Source organism: Rhizobium sp. BK212 (assembly GCF_014197475.1).
In the GTDB taxonomy this organism is placed as follows: domain Bacteria; phylum Pseudomonadota; class Alphaproteobacteria; order Rhizobiales; family Rhizobiaceae; genus Rhizobium; species Rhizobium anhuiense.
The window spans coordinates 90,640-106,698 of record NZ_JACIFS010000003.1 but is presented as its reverse complement, the minus strand read 5'-3'; the positions used below and the strand labels follow the sequence as shown (position 1 = coordinate 106,698).

Genomic DNA, 16,059 nt, shown 5'->3' with positions numbered 1-16,059 from the left:
CCTGCCGGCCGGGACCCGCTCCCGCGGCCAAGTCGGCGCCATTTATACAGTTTTGTGACTATTCCATCAAAAAATGGAAGATCAGTCACAAATTCTCATTTCAATTTGAGGAGGTTCCCTATAAAATTGAAGCGATATGCCATGTCGGGCGCAACCGGCTGGTGCAGAAACTGTGTCTCGGCGCAAATGCCGAATCGCAGGTCCACGGCCGAACGAGACTCGGGAATGGCAGTCCTTGTTAAATTTTCGTCAGAACACTATTCCAGTGTGAACGATAAGGGAGACACGCGATATGGATAGTCGCAGGGGCCGGCGCATCGCAGTCTTATCCGAGGCCCTTTCACAACATCGCATTCTGCACATCAAGAATGCTGCCGAGATCCTGGGCGTCTCGGAAATGACGGTTCGGCGTGATGTCAGCGCCAATGCAGGCCAGTTCGCGTTCCTGGGCGGCCATATCGTTCCGGCTGTCGAAGCGGAGAACGATGCCTATGAAATTTCCAGGGCAGCCGACAGCCATGCCGCGGCAAAGCGGCAGATCTGCACACAAGCCATTGATTACATTCACGATGATGATACCGTTTTTTTCGATTGCGGCACCACCTTGCCCTATCTGGTCGATCTTCTCCCAGACAAGATTCATATAACGGCGATCTGTTACGCGCTGAACGTCGCCGATCGTCTGACGCGAAAACCCAACGTTCGCCTCGTTATGCTCGGCGGTCTCTATCACCCCGCATCGGCAAGCTTTTCCGGTGCCTCGGGGCTGGAAATGCTCGATTCGCTGGTGATCAACGTGGCATTCCTTTCTGCAGCCGGTATCGATGCCCGGCGTGGCGCGACATGCGCACATTTCCACGAAGCGGAGATCAAGAAAAAGGCGATGTCCCGCGCACGGAAGAATATTCTTCTCGCCGACAGCAGCAAGATCGGCAAGCTGAAGCCAGCCTTTTTCAGCGAGATGAAGGCGTTCGATGCGGTCATTACCGAAAACGGCATGAGCGATTTCGACTGACAAATCCGCATTTTTTCTGCACCTGTCGAAATCTAACTTGACGCGACAGCCAGGTGATGCAACTGTCACAAACAATGAAAAAAAACTAACATTTGAGTTGATTGTGAAGACCGCTTTCCGCTGCGCGCATCTGCACTGATAGCAACAGGATCTTCACGCCCTGCCCGGGAGGATTCTATTTGGAAACCGTTGCTGTTCACAATGCGGCAAACGCCCCCTCGCAATCGCCGGAGCGCACCCATAACCGGCCGCGCAATGCCGGTATGGAACTCGATCTGTCGTGGGTTCTTGATGCTCGGGTCAACCTGTCTGCCACCGAGCGCCGCGTAGCCTCGCTTCCCGGACGCCGGACCGTCAAAAAAGACGCACAGGCGGCTTGGCTCCTGAAGGCGGTTACCTGCATCGATCTGACGACGTTGAACGGCGACGATACCCCCGAGCGCGTCAAGCGGTTGTGCGCGAAGGCGATGAATCCGGTGCGCGCCGACCTTCTCGATTCGCTTGGCATGAGCGGCCGTTCGATCACGACCGGCGCCATCTGCGTCTACCATCGTTTTGTTGCAACAGCCGTCGAGGCGCTCGGCGATTCCGGCATTCCGGTCGCAGCGGTTTCGACCGGTTTCCCCGCCGGCCTCAGCCCGCACCACCTCAAGGTCAAGGAAATCGAGGCATCGGTTGCCGATGGCGCCAAGGAAATCGACATCGTCATCACCCGCGAGCATGTGCTGACCGGCAATTGGACGGCACTCTACGAGGAAATGAAAGAATACCGCGCCGCCTGCGGTGATGCGCATGTCAAGGCCATTCTGGCGACCGGCGACCTGAAGACGCTGCGCAATGTCGCCAGGGCCTCGCTGGTCTGCATGATGGCGGGCGCCGATTTCATCAAGACCTCGACCGGCAAGGAAGGCGTCAATGCGACGCTGGCCGTGACATTGACCATGCTGCGGGCGATCCGCGCCTATTACGAGCGCACCGGCATCAAGATCGGCTACAAGCCGGCCGGTGGCATTTCCGCGGCGAAGGACGTGTTAAACTACCAGTTCCTGATGAAGGACGAACTGGGGCGCGAATGGCTGGAGCCCGATCTCTTCCGCATCGGTGCATCGAGCTTGCTTGCTGATATCGAACGGCAGCTGGAGCATCATGTCACCGGTGCCTATTCGGCCCTCAACAGACACCCGATTGGATGATCCAGATGACTGTTGCCAAGTATTTCGACGAAATGTCCTACGGCCCTGCCCCTGAATCCGATATCGAAGCGCGCGACTGGCTGGCGCGCCACGCTTTCGGTTTCGGTCACTTCATCAATGGCGCGTTCGTGCCCTCGGTATCGGGCAAGAGTTTCGACACGTTCGAGCCAGCCACCGGCAAGGTCCTGGCGAAGCTCGCCAGCGGCGGTGCGGCGGATGTGGACAACGCGGTTGCTGCGGCCCGCAAGGCGCAGGCGTCATGGGCGCGATTGCCGGGCCACGCGCGGGCGCGCCATCTCTATGCACTTGCCCGGATGATCCAGCGCCATGCACGTCTGATTGCTGTGGTCGAGGCCATCGACAACGGCAAGCCGATCCGCGAAACCCGCGATCTCGACGTGCCGCTGGCAGCCCGTCATTTCTATCATCACGCCGGATGGGCGCAAATCCAGGACACGGAATTCGCCGACCATGTGCCGGTGGGCGTCATCGGCCAGATCATCCCATGGAATTTCCCGTTCCTGATGCTGGCCTGGAAAGTGGCGCCAGCTTTGGCGCTCGGCAATACCGTTATCCTGAAACCTGCCGAATTCACGTCGCTGACGGCGCTTCTCTTTGCCGAACTGGCATCTGCGGCGGGCCTTCCGGCGGGCGTGCTCAATATCGTGACGGGAGAAGGCGAAACCGGCGCGCTGCTCGTCGGGCATGAGGATATCGACAAAATTGCCTTTACCGGATCGACAGAAGTCGGGCGCGTTATTCGCGAGCGTACCGCAGGCAGCGGCAAATCATTGACGCTGGAACTCGGCGGCAAGTCACCTTTCGTCGTTTTTGACGACGCCGATATCGACGGCGCCGTGGAAGGCGTGGTCGACGCGATCTGGTTCAACCAGGGGCAGGTCTGCTGCGCGGGTTCGCGGCTTCTGGTCCAGGAAGGCATTGCCGATCTTTTCCATGAGCGGCTGAAGCGCCGCATGCAGACATTGCGGGTCGGTCAGCCTTTGGACAAGTGCATCGATATGGGTGCGATCATCGCACCCGTGCAATTGACACGTATCGAAACCCTGGTGAAAAAGGGAGTTTCAGAAGGCGCGACGCTGCATCAGGCGAAGATCGACCTGCCGAAAGGCGGCTGCTTCTACCCGCCGACGCTTCTCAGCGGCGTGCAGCCGACATCGATCGTCGCGACCGAGGAAATCTTCGGGCCGGTTGCGGTCTCCATGACTTTCCGCACACCGGAAGAAGCCGTCCAGCTTGCCAATCATACCCGCTACGGCCTCGCCGCCAGTGTCTGGAGCGAGACGATCGGCTTGGCGCTGAACGTTGCGGCAAAGCTCGCAGCCGGCGTGGTCTGGGTGAATGCCACCAATCTTTTTGACGCCGCCGTCGGTTTTGGTGGCAAGCGCGAGTCCGGGTTCGGCCGTGAAGGCGGACGGGAAGGTTGCTACGAATATCTGAAGCCGAAGGCTTGGGTCGGTCGCAAGGCGCGCGCAGCAATGCCCGCACTTTCGCAAGTGAAGCCGGTTGCCGGCGATTTTGCCCTGCCAACCATCGACCGGACGGCAAAGCTCTTCATCGGCGGCAAGCAGGCGCGCCCGGACGGCAATTATTCCCGTGTCATCGCCTCCCCCAAAGGCAAGGCGGTCGGAGAGGTCGGCGAGGGCAACCGCAAGGACATCCGCAATGCCGTGGTTGCCGCACAGGCCGCCTCCGCCTGGTCGAATGCCACCACGCATAACCGCGCTCAGATCCTCTATTACATCGCCGAAAACCTCAATGGTCGCGCCGATGAGTTCGCCTCGCGGATAACAGGGATGACCGGAGCGTCCGCAGCCAATGCAAATGCCGAGGTCGACGCCGCGATTTCGCGCCTCTTCACCTACGCAGCCTGGGCGGACAAATATGAAGGCGGCATTCACCAGCCGCCGCTTCGCGGCGTTGCCCTGGCCATGCCGGAAGCCATCGGCGTCGTAGGCGTCATTTGCCCGCCGGAAGCGCCGCTGCTCGGCTTTATCAGTCTGGTTGCGCCGTTGATTGCCACCGGCAATCGTGTCGTCGCGGTGCCGAGCGAGCCCTTCCCGCTTTCGGCGACGGATTTCTATTCCGTTCTGGAAACATCGGATGTGCCTGCCGGTGTCGTCAACATCGTCACCGGGTCGGCGATGGAGCTGGCAAAGATCCTTGCCGCGCACAATGACGTTGATGCGTTGTGGGCCTTCGGCTCCGCGGAATTGTCGACGACGGTGGAGAAGCTGTCTTCGGGCAATCTCAAGCGGACCTTCGTAGACAATGGCAAGGCGACGGACTGGATGGACCGAGCCGCTGCCGAGGGCGCGCTATACCTTCGCCGCGCTGTGGATGTGAAGAATATCTGGATCCCCTACGGAGAATAAGGGCTCCAGCTCTGGTCATCCGGGCGGGAGGAGAACCGCACCGGCAGGCGAGAACAACGGAATTTGAGGGAATCGCAGAGCTGTAACGGAGCTGCGATTGTGGGGTCTGTTCCGCGGCACGAGCCGCGAAATAGTGCAATTAAGGGAGGACTTCCATGCTGAAGAATATCGATCCGGCTCTGAACGCGGATGTGCTGCACGCGCTCCGGTCCATGGGGCATGGCGACACGGTCGTTGTTTCCGACACCAATTTTCCTTCGGATTCGATTGCCCGGCAAACGGTGCTCGGCAAGCTGTTGCGGATAGACAATGTGTCCGCTGCCCGCGCCATCAAGGCTATTCTTTCGGTGATGCCGCTGGATACGCCGCTGCAGCCGTCTGCCGGGCGAATGGAAATCATGGGCGCGCCGGACGAGATCCCTCCAGTGCAGCAGGAAGTCCAGGCCGTCATCGACAGCGCCGAGGGCAAGCCGGCGCCGATGTATGGCATCGAGCGTTTCGCCTTCTATGAGGAAGCCAAAAAGGCTTATTGCGTCATCACCACGGGCGAAAACCGCTTCTACGGCTGCTTCCTGTTCACCAAAGGCGTGATTCCGCCGGAAGCCGTTTGAAGGGAAACGATAATGAAGGTGGGTGTTTCGATCCTCGGGATTTTCGTCGCCGATACGGCCTATCTGGCCAAGCGCATGCCAAACATTGGCGAGACAATCACCGGGACCGGTTTTGCAGTGGGCCCGGGCGGCAAGGGATCCAACCAGGCTGTCGCCGCAGCCCGCGCCGGGGGAACAGTCTCCTTCATCTCGAAGATCGGCCGCGACACGTTCGGCGATATGGCGCTGAAGACCTATGCGGAAGCGGGCGTGACGCCGAAGGTTGTCCAGATGGACGATATGCCGACCGGCGCTGCCTTCATCTACGTCAATGACGGTAACGGCGACAATGCGATTATCGTCTATCCAGGTGCCGCGGGCACCATCGGCGTTGGTGATGTCGAGGCGGCACGCGAAACCATCGAGCAATCGGCGGTTTTCGTCACCCAGCTCGAACAACCGGCCGAAGCGGCGCAGCGCGCCCTCGAAATCGCCCATGCGGCCGGCGTGACCACAGTTTTCAATCCAGCGCCGGCCGAGCCGTTTCCGGACACGATCTATCCGCTCTGCGACTATATCGTGCCAAACGAAACCGAGGCAGCCGCTATCGTCGGCTTTCCGCTCGACACGCTCGACGAGGCCAGACGGGCTGGCGACGCCTTTCTTGCCAAGGGCGTGAAAGCCGCGCTGATCACGCTGGGTGGTCGCGGCGTGTTGTATCATACGGCGGGGCAATCGGTTCATGTTCCGGCCGTCTCGTCGGGAGCAGTCATTGATACCACAGGCGCCGGCGACGCATTTGTCGGTGGCTTCTCGGCGGCACTCTCGCGGGGCGCTACTCCGGTCGAGGCCGTGCGTTTCGGCTGCGCGACCGCCGGTATCGCGGTGACGCGGCGGGGTACCGCGCCTGCAATGCCGAAGATCGAGGAAATCGAGGCGCTTCTCCGGCAAGGAGGCGCGGCATGACCCGCAACGATCCGATCAAGCACGTCTTCATCTGGCCGGCACTGCTGATCGTGCTGGTGATCTCGATCTTTCCGCTGATCTATTCGCTGACCACCAGCTTCATGAGCCTGCGGCTGGTGCCGCCGATCCCCGCGCATTTCGTCGGCTTCGGCAACTATATGGAACTGCTTCAGAATCCGCGCTTCTGGAATGTCGCCTGGACGACGACGATCATCGCTTTTGTCGCGGTGACGCTGCAATATGTCATCGGTTTTTCCGTGGCGCTGGCGCTCAACCGTCGCGTGCCCGGCGAAGGTTTGTTCCGGGTGAGCTTCCTGGTGCCGATGCTGGTGGCGCCCGTTGCCGTTGCACTCATCGCCCGCCAGATCCTCAATCCCACGATGGGCCCGCTCAACGAGTTGATGACCGCCTTCGGCTTTCCCAATCTGCCGTTTCTGACGCAGACCAGATGGGCTATCGGAGCCATCATTTCCGTCGAAGTGTGGCAGTGGACACCCTTCGTCATCCTGATGCTGCTTGCCGGGCTGCAAACCCTGCCGGAGGACGTCTACGAGGCCGCCGCGCTTGAAAACGCCAGCCCCTGGCAGCAGTTCTGGGGGATCACCTTCCCGATGATGCTGCCGATTTCGGTGGCTGTGGTCTTCATCCGCCTCATCGAAAGCTACAAGATCATCGATACGGTGTTCGTCATGACAGGCGGAGGGCCTGGCATTTCCACGGAAACGCTCACCTTGTTCGCGTATCAGGAGGGCTTCAAGAAGTTCAACCTCGGCTACACTTCCGCCCTGTCCTTCCTGTTCCTGATCGTCATCACCGTGATCGGGCTGGTCTATCTCGCCATCCTGAAGCCCTATCTGGAGAAGCACAAATGAGCGTGCGTGACCTCAAGGGATCCGGCCGCTGGTGGGCGCTTGCAGGCTGCCTGCTCTGGCTGGCCTTCACCTTCTTTCCGCTTTACTGGGTCGCGATCACCTCGTTCAAGTCGCCGCTCGGCGTCGTCGGCGGGCCGACCTATATTCCATTTGTCGACTTCGACCCGACGCTGACAGCCTGGAGCGAGCTTCTGTCGGGCGCACGCGGCCAGTTCTACAACACCTTCATCGCCTCGACGATCGTCGGGCTGTCCGCATCGGTGCTGGCCACCTTCATCGGATCGATGGCAGCCTATGCGCTGGTGCGCTTCACCTTCGAGGTCAAGCTGCTGTCCGGCGTGATTTTCGTCGTCGTTGCCTTCGGCGGATATCTGCTCGGCCGCCATGTGCTGGGCTACGGGCAGGCTATATCGCTGATCTTTGCTTTTGTTGCAGCGCTTGCGCTCGCCATCGGCTCCAGCCGTATCAAGCTTCCGGGGCCACTCCTCGGCAATGATGATATCGTCTTCTGGTTTGTGAGCCAGCGCATGTTTCCGCCGATCGTCGCCGCCTTTGCCTTGTTCCTGATGTATACGGAAATGGGCAAGTTGGGGTTCAAGCTGGTCGACACCTATACAGGCCTCACCTTCGCCTATGTCGCCTTCTCACTGCCGATCGTGATCTGGCTGATGCGCGATTTCTTTGCGGCACTGCCGGTTGAAGTCGAAGAGGCGGCGATGGTCGACAATGTGCCTTCGTGGAGAATTTTCTTCGGTATCGTCCTGCCCATGTCCAAGCCGGGCCTGATCGCGACATTCATGATCACCCTCGCCTTCGTCTGGAACGAGTTCCTGTTCGCGCTCTTCCTGACCAGTTCCAAATGGCAGACCCTTCCCATTCTCGTCGCAGGGCAAAACAGCCAGCGCGGCGACGAGTGGTGGTCGATATCGGCAGCCGCCCTGGTCGCGATCATACCCATGGTCGTCATGGCGGGCATTTTGAGCAGGCTGATGCGGTCCGGCCTGCTTTTGGGAGCAATAAAGTGACCGTCCGACAACCCTAGTCATTGTTCAATTCCGGGGAGGAAAACATGAGAAGATTACTACTGAGTTCAACGGCAGCGGTACTGCTTGCTGGAACGGGCACGACATCCGCGCTCGCATGCGAACCGGACTACACCGGTGTCACGCTGACTGCCACGACGCAGACGGGACCTTATATCGCCTCTGCGCTGCAACTCGCGGCCAAGGGCTGGGAGGAAAAGACCTGCGGCAAGGTGAATGTGGTGGAATTTCCGTGGTCGGAACTCTACCCCAAGATCGTCACCTCGCTGACTTCGGGCGAAGACACGTTCGACGTGGTCGCCTTCGCACCAGCCTGGGCGCCGGACTTCACCGATTTTCTCTCGGAAATGCCCAAGGCGATGCAATCGGGTGCCGATTGGGACGACATCGCTCCGGTTTACCGCGAGCAACTGATGGTCTGGAACGGCAAAGTGCTGTCACAGACCATGGATGGTGACGCGCATACCTATACCTACCGCATCGACCTTTTCGAGAACGCCGACAACCAGAACGCCTTCAAGGCAAAGTATGGTCATGATCTCGCGCCGCCGAAAACCTGGAAGGAATATCTCGACATCGCCGAGTTCTTCCAGCAGCCGGACAAGGGCCTCTGGGGCACGGCGGAAGCCTTTCGCCGTGGTGGCCAGCAATTCTGGTTCCTGTTCAGTCACGTCGCCGGATACACCAGCCATCCCGACAATCCCGGCGGCATGTTCTTCGATCCCGACACGATGGATGCGCAGGTCAACAATCCGGGCTGGGTGCGCGGTCTGGAGGAATATATTCGCGCGTCGAAGCTGGCCCCGCCAAATGCGCTGAACTTCTCGTTCGGCGAAGTGAACGCGGCCTTTGCCGGAGGCCAGGTCGCCGAGTCGATCGGCTGGGGCGATACCGGCGTCATTGCCGCCGATCCGAAGCAGTCGAAAGTTGCCGGTAGCGTCGGCTCGGCATCACTGCCGGGATCGGACGAAATCTGGAACTACAAGACCAAGAAGTGGGACAAGTTCGACCACGTCGTCCAGACCTCTTTCATGGCCTTCGGCGGTTGGCAGGCAGCCGTACCGTCGTCTTCCAAGAACCAGGAGGCGGCCTGGAACTATATCCAGTTCCTGACGAGCCCGGCAGTTTCCGGTCAGGCGGCGATCACCGGCGGCACAGGCGTCAATCCTTATCGTCTATCGCACACGACAAATACGGCGTTGTGGTCGAAGATATTCACCGAGCGTGAGGCAAAGGAATATCTTGGAAGCCAGAAGGACGCGGTAACCGCCAAGAACACGGCGCTCGACATGCGCCTGCCGGGCTATTTCTCCTATACGGAAATTCTTGAGATCGAGCTTTCCAAGGCATTGGCAGGAGAAGTGACGCCGCAGCAGGCGCTGGATACCGTGGCTGCCGGATGGAACAAGCTGACGGACGAGTTTGGCCGCGACAAGCAACTGGCAGCCTATCGTTCGTCGATGGGCCTGCCTGCAAAATAAACCCATCCGCAACATCCCATCCCGGCAGTGCCGGGATGGGATCAGGCATCGTTGAAAGAAGACGGAGACGATCGCCGCTTAGAACTGGCGATGGAATTCTCGTGAAAAGGTTACAGCATGTCCCAGGTGCGTTTGGATCAGGTCACCAAATCCTTTGGCAGCGTTGAGGTCATCCCTCCGCTCGATCTGGCAATTGCCGACAAGGAATTCGTGGTTCTCGTCGGGCCGTCCGGCTGCGGGAAGACAACCACCTTGCGGATGATCGCGGGGCTGGAACAGACGACATCAGGGGAAATCCGTATCGGCGAGCGCGATGTTACGGCGCTGCGTCCGGGTCTGCGCAATTGCTCGATGGTGTTTCAGAATTATGCGCTCTATCCGCATATGACAGTCGCCGAAAACATCGGCTACGGCATGAAGGTGCGCGGAACGCCGAAGCAGGACATCGATGCCGCCGTTGCAAATGCGGCGCGCATTCTCAATCTCGGTGCCTATTTGAAACGCAAGCCGAACGCGCTTTCGGGTGGTCAACGCCAACGTGTGGCGATTGGCCGGGCGATTGTCCGCCAGCCGGATGTGTTCCTGTTCGACGAACCATTGTCCAACCTCGACGCCAAATTGCGCATTGAAATGCGAACAGAAATCAAGCTCTTACACCGCCGACTTAAAACCACGATCGTCTACGTTACGCACGATCAGGTAGAGGCGATGACGATGGCAGATCGGGTCGTGGTTATGAATCAAGGGCGGATCGAGCAGGCCGCTGATCCGATCACCCTATATGAATCCCCGAAGAACCTCTTTGTCGCTGCCTTCATCGGCTCGCCCAGCATGAATTTCATCGAGGGCCGACTTGTGCAAACCTCCGGTGGAATTGCCTTCCAAGCCGAGGGTGACGTCGACATTGCGATTCCTGCGCAAAGAGCCGAGCGCCTTTCGGCGGCAGTGGGACAGTCCGTGGTTCTCGGAATCCGACCGGAACATACGATCGTCAGGGATCCAAACGCTTCGACTGTGAGCCTCCATGTCGCCGATATCGAGCCCCTCGGTCCATACACACTGGCGATCGGCAAGGTCGGGTCAGCAGCCTTTACTGCCCAAATCGACGCATCCTCGCGCGTTGGCCCGGATGACAGGATCAGCGTTCCAATTGATCCCCAAAAAATGCACTTCTTCCTTAAAAGTACCGGAGACACGGTCGGCTAAGAACCACCGCGACCCTATACAGCGATCCATCAAAGGACATGCGGAGATCGCGATCTGCTCGGTATGAATTCAAAGATACGTGGCATTGGCAGCGCTGCATAGGCGCGAAAGCGCGTCGCGCAAAAGCGCGTCGCGCAAAAGGAGAAATGCCCCTCTCCGGAACTGGAGAGGGGCAACATCATTACCTGTTGGCCGCGACTGGGCGGACCAGCGGGGTGACGCGGCGAATGGTGACGCGGCGGTTTTCCTGCTCGGGGCCCGACGTGTTGACCTTCAGATACTGCTCACCATAACCCTGCGTCGCGAGGTTCTCCGGCGCGATGCCGTAAACGTCGGTGAGCACGTTGGCGACCGATTCCGCCCGCTGGTCGGACAGGAGGAGGTTGCTCTGGTCTGAGCCAACAGCATCGGTATGCCCCTCGATCAGGAAGGTCTCGCTCGGATCCTTCTGGAGCACCTGGCTGATCGCGTCGGCGACCTTGCGCAACGTGCGCGCCTGGGTCATCGGAATCTCGGCGCTACCGGTCGCGAAAGTGATCGTGTCGAGGTCGATGCGGCGCACCTTGTCGCGGATACGGGCCGAATACTTCACCTCATCAAGCGAGTAGACGCGTTCCACAGGCTCGACTGGCGGCTCGCTCAGGAACTCGTAATAGTCCCGGTTCGGGTCGCTGCGCGTGTCGATGATGTAGTCGCTGAGCGGTACGCGCAGCCGCATCGGCGGCAGGTCGGCGCCCGGATCCTCGAAATAGTCGCGGTCCGGATCGTCATAGAGGTCCTGCGAATAATAGAGCACGTCCTCGCGCCCACGGGCGTCGACGCGCGACCGCTGGATGATGTCGCCGTAGCGGTTGCGGATCGTCACGATGCGGTAGCCTTCCGGCCGCGTGATCGTCTCACGGTAGCGGTCGCCTGAAAGCTCCTCGTAGCTCGGCCGCTCGCCGTCGCGCAGGAAGCGCCGGTCGTCGTCGCCGCGCACGATCGTCCTGTTGTCGTACTGGATGATCACCCGGCTGTCGTCGTCGCCGCGGTCGTCGAAGCGCGCGCCGTCGGGACGGACGAATTGCGGCCGCTCATCGAGCTTCCTGCCCTTCTCGCGAGTCACCGCCTCGAGCTTGACCGGCGCCGTCGCCTGGCCGCCGGTGGCAGCCTGCGCATCGGCATCCGAGGTCGGAACCTTCACTTCCTGGCTGTCGGCGCGCTGCCGGTCGCGGTCGCGGCGGCCTTCGCGGCCCTTGCTGCGGTCGGCATCCTTGTCGCTGTCGAGCACGGCTGCGCCGTTCTCGACCGGCAGAACGACGGTCTCATTGCTCTTGGCCGGATCTGCAGCGATCTTCTTGCGGCGCTCCAGTTCCTCGGGCGAAACCTTTTCCGGTGCCGGAATAGCCTGCTCCACCTGCTGGCCACCGTTGGCGTCCGGCTGCGGCTGGGCAGTGCCAGCCGCGGGCGCGGCCGGCGGGGCGCCGGTGGGCTGCTCGCCGGCGGGCTTTGCCGCCGTGCCGTCCTTCGGCTTCTCGGCCGGCGCGGCTTCCGGTGCTGCCGCCTTGTCTTCGGTCGTCTTAGCCGCAGGGGCATTTTCTGCAGGTGTTGCAGTCTCGCCCTTTGTCGGCTTCTGCTTGGCAGGCGCCTCGGCTGCGGGTTTCATCTCTGGCTTCGCTTCGGGCTTGGCCTGTTCTTCGGTCGGTGTCACCGCCTCGGGAGCGGCAGTCTCAGCCTTGCCCTTGCCTTTATCTTTGCCCTGGGCCTTATCCTGCCCCTTCTCCCGCTTGCCGCCTTCCGGCTTGACTTCAGGTTGTGCCTGTTCCGTTTCCGGCTGAGCTTCCTTTGTTGCCGGCTGCTGTTCGGGCTGAGGCTGAGCCTCCGGCTCGGCCTGCTGCGTCTCCTGCTTCTTCGGCTTCTTCGGCTTTTCCTGCGTTACCGGCTGCTCTTCCTGCTGCGGCGCGGCCTCCGGCTTTGCCTCGGGCTGGGCCTGCTGTTTGGCTTTCCGCTCGGGCTTGCTTTCAGGCTGCTCCGCGGGCGCCTCCTTCGGTGCCTCCGCCTTCGGCGCTTCCGGCTCTGCCTTGGGTTCAGGTGCTTCCTTCCGCTCGGCCTTCGGCTTTTCGGCGGGCGCTTCCTGCTGCGCCGGCTTCTCGGCGGCCGGCGCCTGTTCGGCCGGGGCTTCCCCCTGTTCCTTGTGCTTTTTCTTCTTCAGCAACTCCTCCTCGGAAGGCGCATCCTGCGCCACCTCGAAGCTACCCGGCTCGACCTGCCGCACGGCCGCGGCCTGCGTCGCAACGTCGCGTACGGCCGCCATCGCCGATGCCGGCTGCAGCGCCAGCGAAAGAGAAAGCAGCGGAAAAGCCGCGCTCGCGAACAATCTTGATTTCATGCCCATCGGGTTTCCTCGATCCTGTTTGAGCTTCTTGAAGGCCGCAAGGCCCTGGTTCCGCCCCTAGCTTCGCATTGAGGCGAAACGGCGGAATGGCAATCGCCGAGCCGCCGATTTGTTCCGGTTCTAGGGAGGTCGGGATTAACCTCGCGTGAATGTTGCAGTCTGCCGACGTTCATCTCGCCCGCTATTTGCACCGCCCAATTGCGATGGGATTTGTGTTGCAATTCCATGAAAAAAAGTCTGATTATCGCCGCAAGGCGGTCTCAGCACCGTTGAACTGCGGCCGTCAGCCCAAGAGAAAAAGGAGCGACGGCTACCAACAGAGAGGATCCTCATGCATATCTCCACCCGTATTTTCGCGGCAGCCTCGATCGCGGCGATGTCCCTTTTTGCCGGCTCGGCCATGGCCGATGGCGAGAAGTACGTGATCGGCACCGATTCGACCTATCCGCCCTTCGAATTCGTCGATGCCAGCGGCACGATCCAGGGTTTTGACATCGACATCGCCAAGGCGCTCTGCGCCGAGATGAAGGCGGAATGTACCTTCGTCAGCACCGACTGGGATGGCATCATCCCGGCGCTCAACGCCAAGAAGTTCGACATGATCGTTTCCTCCATGTCGATCACACCGGAGCGTCTGAAGCTCGTCGACTTCTCCAACAAGTACTACAACACCCCGCCGGCAATCGCCGTGCCGAAGGATTCGACGATCGCGGATGTCGCCGGCCTGAAGGGCAAGGTGATCGGCGCGCAGACCTCGACGACTCACGCCAACTATGCCGAGAAGCATCTCGCCGACACCGAGCTGAAGCTCTACCCGACGGCTGATGAATACAAGCTGGACGTTGCCAGTGGCCGTGTCGATGCCGTCATCGACGACGTCGTCGTTCTCTCCGAATGGGTCAAGTCCGACGCCGGCGCCTGCTGCAAGATCCTGACGACGCTGCCGGTCGACAAGGAAATCAACGGCAACGGCGCAGGCATCGCCATCCGTCAGGGCGATCCGCTCAAGGAAAAGCTGAACACGGCGATCGCCGCGATCCGCGCCAGCGGTGAATACAAGAAGATCCAGGACAAGTACTTCGACTTCGACGTTTACGGCGAATAAGAAATTCGGTATCTGGCCGAGGAAGGTAATGGCGGAAGGCTTGCTCTTCCGCCATTTTTGTTTGACAAAGATGGCAAGATCAAAACGGCAAAAGCCGTGAGGGGAATTTACGCATGGGCGGATTATTTTCCGCGCTCGGCTCCTTCTGGAGCTGGATTGTGCACATTTTCGATCCGCTATGCGGACCCGTTGGCATCTTTACCTGGTTGGGTCAGTCGACGATTCTTGCCTGTGGCGATACCGGCTGGGGCGATGAGATCGCGCTTGGCCTGCAGGTCACGATTTCGGTGGCGATCGTCACCCTGCCGATCGGCCTCGTCATCGGCTTCCTGGTAGCGCTCGGCCAGCAGTCGGAGGAAAAGTCGCTGCGGCTGGCGGCCGGTATCTACACGACGATCTTCCGTGGCCTGCCGGAGCTTCTGACGCTCTTCATCATCTATTACGGCATGCAGATGCTCATCCAGTCTCTGCTGACCTTCGTCGGCTATGACGGGCCGCCCGTCGAGATCAATGCCTTCCTCGCCGGTGTCATCGCGCTTTCGGTCGTCTTCTCCGCCTACTGTTCGGAGGTGCTGCTCTCGGCCTTCCGCGCCATTCCCAAGGGACAATATGAGGCGGGAGATTCGCTCGGCCTGCATCGCGGCCGCACGCTGCGCCTGGTCATCCTGCCGCAACTCGTGCGCATCGCGCTGCCGGGCCTGACGAACCTCTGGATGGTGCTGCTGAAAGACACCTCCTACGTCTCGATCATCAGCCTTGCCGATATCCTCCGCCAGACGAGTGTCGCCGTGCGCGTGACCAAGGAACCCTTCTTCTTCTATGGCCTGGCCTGTTGCCTCTATCTGGTGCTCGCCATCCTCTCCTCCTTCCTGCTCGTCTATGTCGAGCGTTGGGCCAAGCGTTCGGAGATCAGTCGATGAGCTATGCCGAAACGCTGATTCCACCGCAGCCCGCGCCCCGCGAGGTGATGAAACCGATGACGCCGGCGCGCATGGCCGGCTATATCTTCGTCGCCGTCTGGGCTCTGCTGGCAGCGCTTCTTGTCTTTTCCGTCGTCAATGGCTGGGATCCGGAAAAATTCACCCGTTACGGTCCGCGCTACCTCCATGGTCTCTGGATAACGCTGAGCCTCGTTTTCATTTCCGTCATCTGCGGCGCCATCCTGTCGCTGCCGCTTGCCGTGGCGCGCATGTCGAAGAACCGGGTACTGAATGCGCTGGCCTACAGCTACATCTATTTCTTCCGCGGCACGCCGCTGCTTGCCCAACTGTTCCTGGTCTATTACGGCCTCGGCATATTCCGGCCGCAGCTTGAGGCCGTCGGCATCTGGTGGTTCTTCCGCGATGCCTGGTATTGCGGCCTGTTTGCCATGACCATCAATACCGCGGCCTATCAGGCCGAAATTCTGCGCGGCGCGATCGAAAGCGTGTCGCATGGCCAGCACGAGGCGGCCGCCGCACTCGGAATCCACAAGTTCATCGCTTTCCGGAAAATCATCCTGCCACAGGCTCTCATCGTCGCGCTTCGCCCTTATGGCAACGAGATCATCCTTCTGATCAAGGGCTCGGCGGTCGTCGCCATCATTACCGTCCTCGACCTGATGGGCGAAACTCGCTACGCCTTCTCCCGCACCTTCGACTACCAGACCTATCTCTGGGCGGCGATCTTCTATCTCGTCATCGTCGAGGCCTTACGCCATCTCTGGGCCTGGATCGAACGCCGCCTGACCCGGCATCTCAAGCGCTGATGCGTGACGCCGAAACGCATGTCGCAGTTTTGGGATAAGCGCGTGCATGAGACAAAGCCGACTTGGCAGCACTC

At 60.4% G+C, this 16,059-nt stretch carries 13 protein-coding genes; 12 read left to right on the top strand and 1 reads right to left on the bottom strand.

Features of this window, described 5'->3' with window-relative positions; all coding sequences use genetic code 11:
* The first annotated feature begins 292 nt into the window (after nucleotides 1–292).
* The 9 genes from FHT79_RS10530 to ugpC all read left to right on the top strand — a co-directional run bounded on the left by FHT79_RS10530 (nucleotide 293) and on the right by ugpC (nucleotide 10,759).
* Nucleotides 293–1,015 carry a DeoR family transcriptional regulator gene (locus tag FHT79_RS10530; RefSeq protein ID WP_028758701.1) on the top strand — a complete coding sequence of 241 codons (723 nt, stop codon included), beginning with the start codon at nucleotides 293–295 and terminating at the stop codon, nucleotides 1,013–1,015.
* Nucleotides 1,016–1,194: 179 nt separating this feature from the next.
* Nucleotides 1,195–2,208 (top strand): deoxyribose-phosphate aldolase, encoded by a 1,014-nt coding sequence (deoC, locus tag FHT79_RS10525; protein WP_183903347.1) that lies wholly within the window; start codon nucleotides 1,195–1,197, stop codon nucleotides 2,206–2,208.
* A gap of 5 nt (nucleotides 2,209–2,213) precedes the next feature.
* Complete coding sequence (locus FHT79_RS10520) at nucleotides 2,214–4,601, top strand: aldehyde dehydrogenase family protein (protein WP_183903346.1); 2,388 nt, start codon at nucleotides 2,214–2,216, stop codon at nucleotides 4,599–4,601.
* A 155-nt stretch (nucleotides 4,602–4,756) separates the two neighbouring features.
* Nucleotides 4,757–5,212, top strand: a complete 456-nt coding sequence (locus FHT79_RS10515) for an RbsD/FucU family protein (protein WP_028758825.1) — start codon at nucleotides 4,757–4,759, stop codon at nucleotides 5,210–5,212.
* 12 nt (nucleotides 5,213–5,224) lie between these two features.
* The gene (gene rbsK, locus FHT79_RS10510; RefSeq protein ID WP_028758824.1) at nucleotides 5,225–6,157 is read left to right on the top strand and encodes a ribokinase; all 933 of its coding nucleotides are present in this window, start codon (nucleotides 5,225–5,227) and stop codon (nucleotides 6,155–6,157) included.
* Nucleotides 6,154–7,029 carry a sugar ABC transporter permease gene (locus FHT79_RS10505; protein ID WP_028758823.1) on the top strand — a complete coding sequence of 292 codons (876 nt, stop codon included), beginning with the start codon at nucleotides 6,154–6,156 and terminating at the stop codon, nucleotides 7,027–7,029. The genes rbsK and FHT79_RS10505 overlap by 4 nt, the downstream gene beginning before the upstream one ends.
* The gene (locus FHT79_RS10500; RefSeq protein ID WP_018480741.1) at nucleotides 7,026–8,054 is read left to right on the top strand and encodes a carbohydrate ABC transporter permease; all 1,029 of its coding nucleotides are present in this window, start codon (nucleotides 7,026–7,028) and stop codon (nucleotides 8,052–8,054) included. The genes FHT79_RS10505 and FHT79_RS10500 overlap by 4 nt, the downstream gene beginning before the upstream one ends.
* Nucleotides 8,055–8,098: 44 nt before the next feature.
* On the top strand, nucleotides 8,099–9,553 hold the full coding sequence (locus FHT79_RS10495) for an extracellular solute-binding protein (protein WP_028758822.1): 1,455 nt from the start codon (nucleotides 8,099–8,101) through the stop codon (nucleotides 9,551–9,553).
* 117 nt (nucleotides 9,554–9,670) lie between these two features.
* Entirely contained in the window at nucleotides 9,671–10,759 is a 1,089-nt protein-coding gene (gene ugpC / locus FHT79_RS10490; protein WP_028758821.1) for a sn-glycerol-3-phosphate ABC transporter ATP-binding protein UgpC, read from the top strand.
* 181 nt (nucleotides 10,760–10,940) lie between these two features.
* Here ugpC and FHT79_RS10485 read toward each other — a convergent pair whose 3' ends face one another.
* Nucleotides 10,941–13,133 (bottom strand): OmpA family protein, encoded by a 2,193-nt coding sequence (locus tag FHT79_RS10485; protein ID WP_183903345.1) that lies wholly within the window; start codon nucleotides 13,131–13,133, stop codon nucleotides 10,941–10,943.
* Nucleotides 13,134–13,464: 331 nt separating this feature from the next.
* On the opposite strand from FHT79_RS10485, the gene FHT79_RS10480 reads away from it, so the two are divergent.
* From FHT79_RS10480 to FHT79_RS10470, 3 genes are all read left to right on the top strand, one after another.
* Nucleotides 13,465–14,238: a transporter substrate-binding domain-containing protein gene (locus FHT79_RS10480; protein ID WP_047610166.1), complete on the top strand. Its 774-nt coding sequence runs from the start codon at nucleotides 13,465–13,467 to the stop codon at nucleotides 14,236–14,238.
* A gap of 113 nt (nucleotides 14,239–14,351) precedes the next feature.
* Complete coding sequence (locus FHT79_RS10475; RefSeq protein ID WP_047610168.1) at nucleotides 14,352–15,158, top strand: ABC transporter permease; 807 nt, start codon at nucleotides 14,352–14,354, stop codon at nucleotides 15,156–15,158.
* On the top strand, nucleotides 15,155–15,985 hold the full coding sequence (locus FHT79_RS10470) for an ABC transporter permease (protein ID WP_063475034.1): 831 nt from the start codon (nucleotides 15,155–15,157) through the stop codon (nucleotides 15,983–15,985). Before FHT79_RS10475 ends, FHT79_RS10470 begins: the two co-directional genes overlap by 4 nt.
* Nucleotides 15,986–16,059: the final 74 nt, after the last annotated feature.

What these genes read in the sequence shown, in the direction of transcription:
- FHT79_RS10500 (WP_018480741.1), top strand. Translation starts at nt 7,026, where the DNA reads ATGAGCGTGCGTGACCTCAAGGGATCCGGCCGCTGGTGGGCGCTTGCA.
- FHT79_RS10470 (WP_063475034.1), top strand. Translation starts at nt 15,155, where the DNA reads ATGAGCTATGCCGAAACGCTGATTCCACCGCAGCCCGCGCCCCGCGAG.
- FHT79_RS10505 (WP_028758823.1), top strand. Translation starts at nt 6,154, where the DNA reads ATGACCCGCAACGATCCGATCAAGCACGTCTTCATCTGGCCGGCACTG.
- rbsK (WP_028758824.1), top strand. Translation starts at nt 5,225, where the DNA reads ATGAAGGTGGGTGTTTCGATCCTCGGGATTTTCGTCGCCGATACGGCC.
- FHT79_RS10495 (WP_028758822.1), top strand. Translation starts at nt 8,099, where the DNA reads ATGAGAAGATTACTACTGAGTTCAACGGCAGCGGTACTGCTTGCTGGA.
- FHT79_RS10480 (WP_047610166.1), top strand. Translation starts at nt 13,465, where the DNA reads ATGCATATCTCCACCCGTATTTTCGCGGCAGCCTCGATCGCGGCGATG.
- FHT79_RS10485 (WP_183903345.1), bottom strand. Translation starts at nt 13,133, where the DNA reads ATGGGCATGAAATCAAGATTGTTCGCGAGCGCGGCTTTTCCGCTGCTT.
- FHT79_RS10475 (WP_047610168.1), top strand. Translation starts at nt 14,352, where the DNA reads ATGGGCGGATTATTTTCCGCGCTCGGCTCCTTCTGGAGCTGGATTGTG.
- FHT79_RS10530 (WP_028758701.1), top strand. Translation starts at nt 293, where the DNA reads ATGGATAGTCGCAGGGGCCGGCGCATCGCAGTCTTATCCGAGGCCCTT.
- FHT79_RS10520 (WP_183903346.1), top strand. Translation starts at nt 2,214, where the DNA reads ATGACTGTTGCCAAGTATTTCGACGAAATGTCCTACGGCCCTGCCCCT.
- FHT79_RS10515 (WP_028758825.1), top strand. Translation starts at nt 4,757, where the DNA reads ATGCTGAAGAATATCGATCCGGCTCTGAACGCGGATGTGCTGCACGCG.
- ugpC (WP_028758821.1), top strand. Translation starts at nt 9,671, where the DNA reads ATGTCCCAGGTGCGTTTGGATCAGGTCACCAAATCCTTTGGCAGCGTT.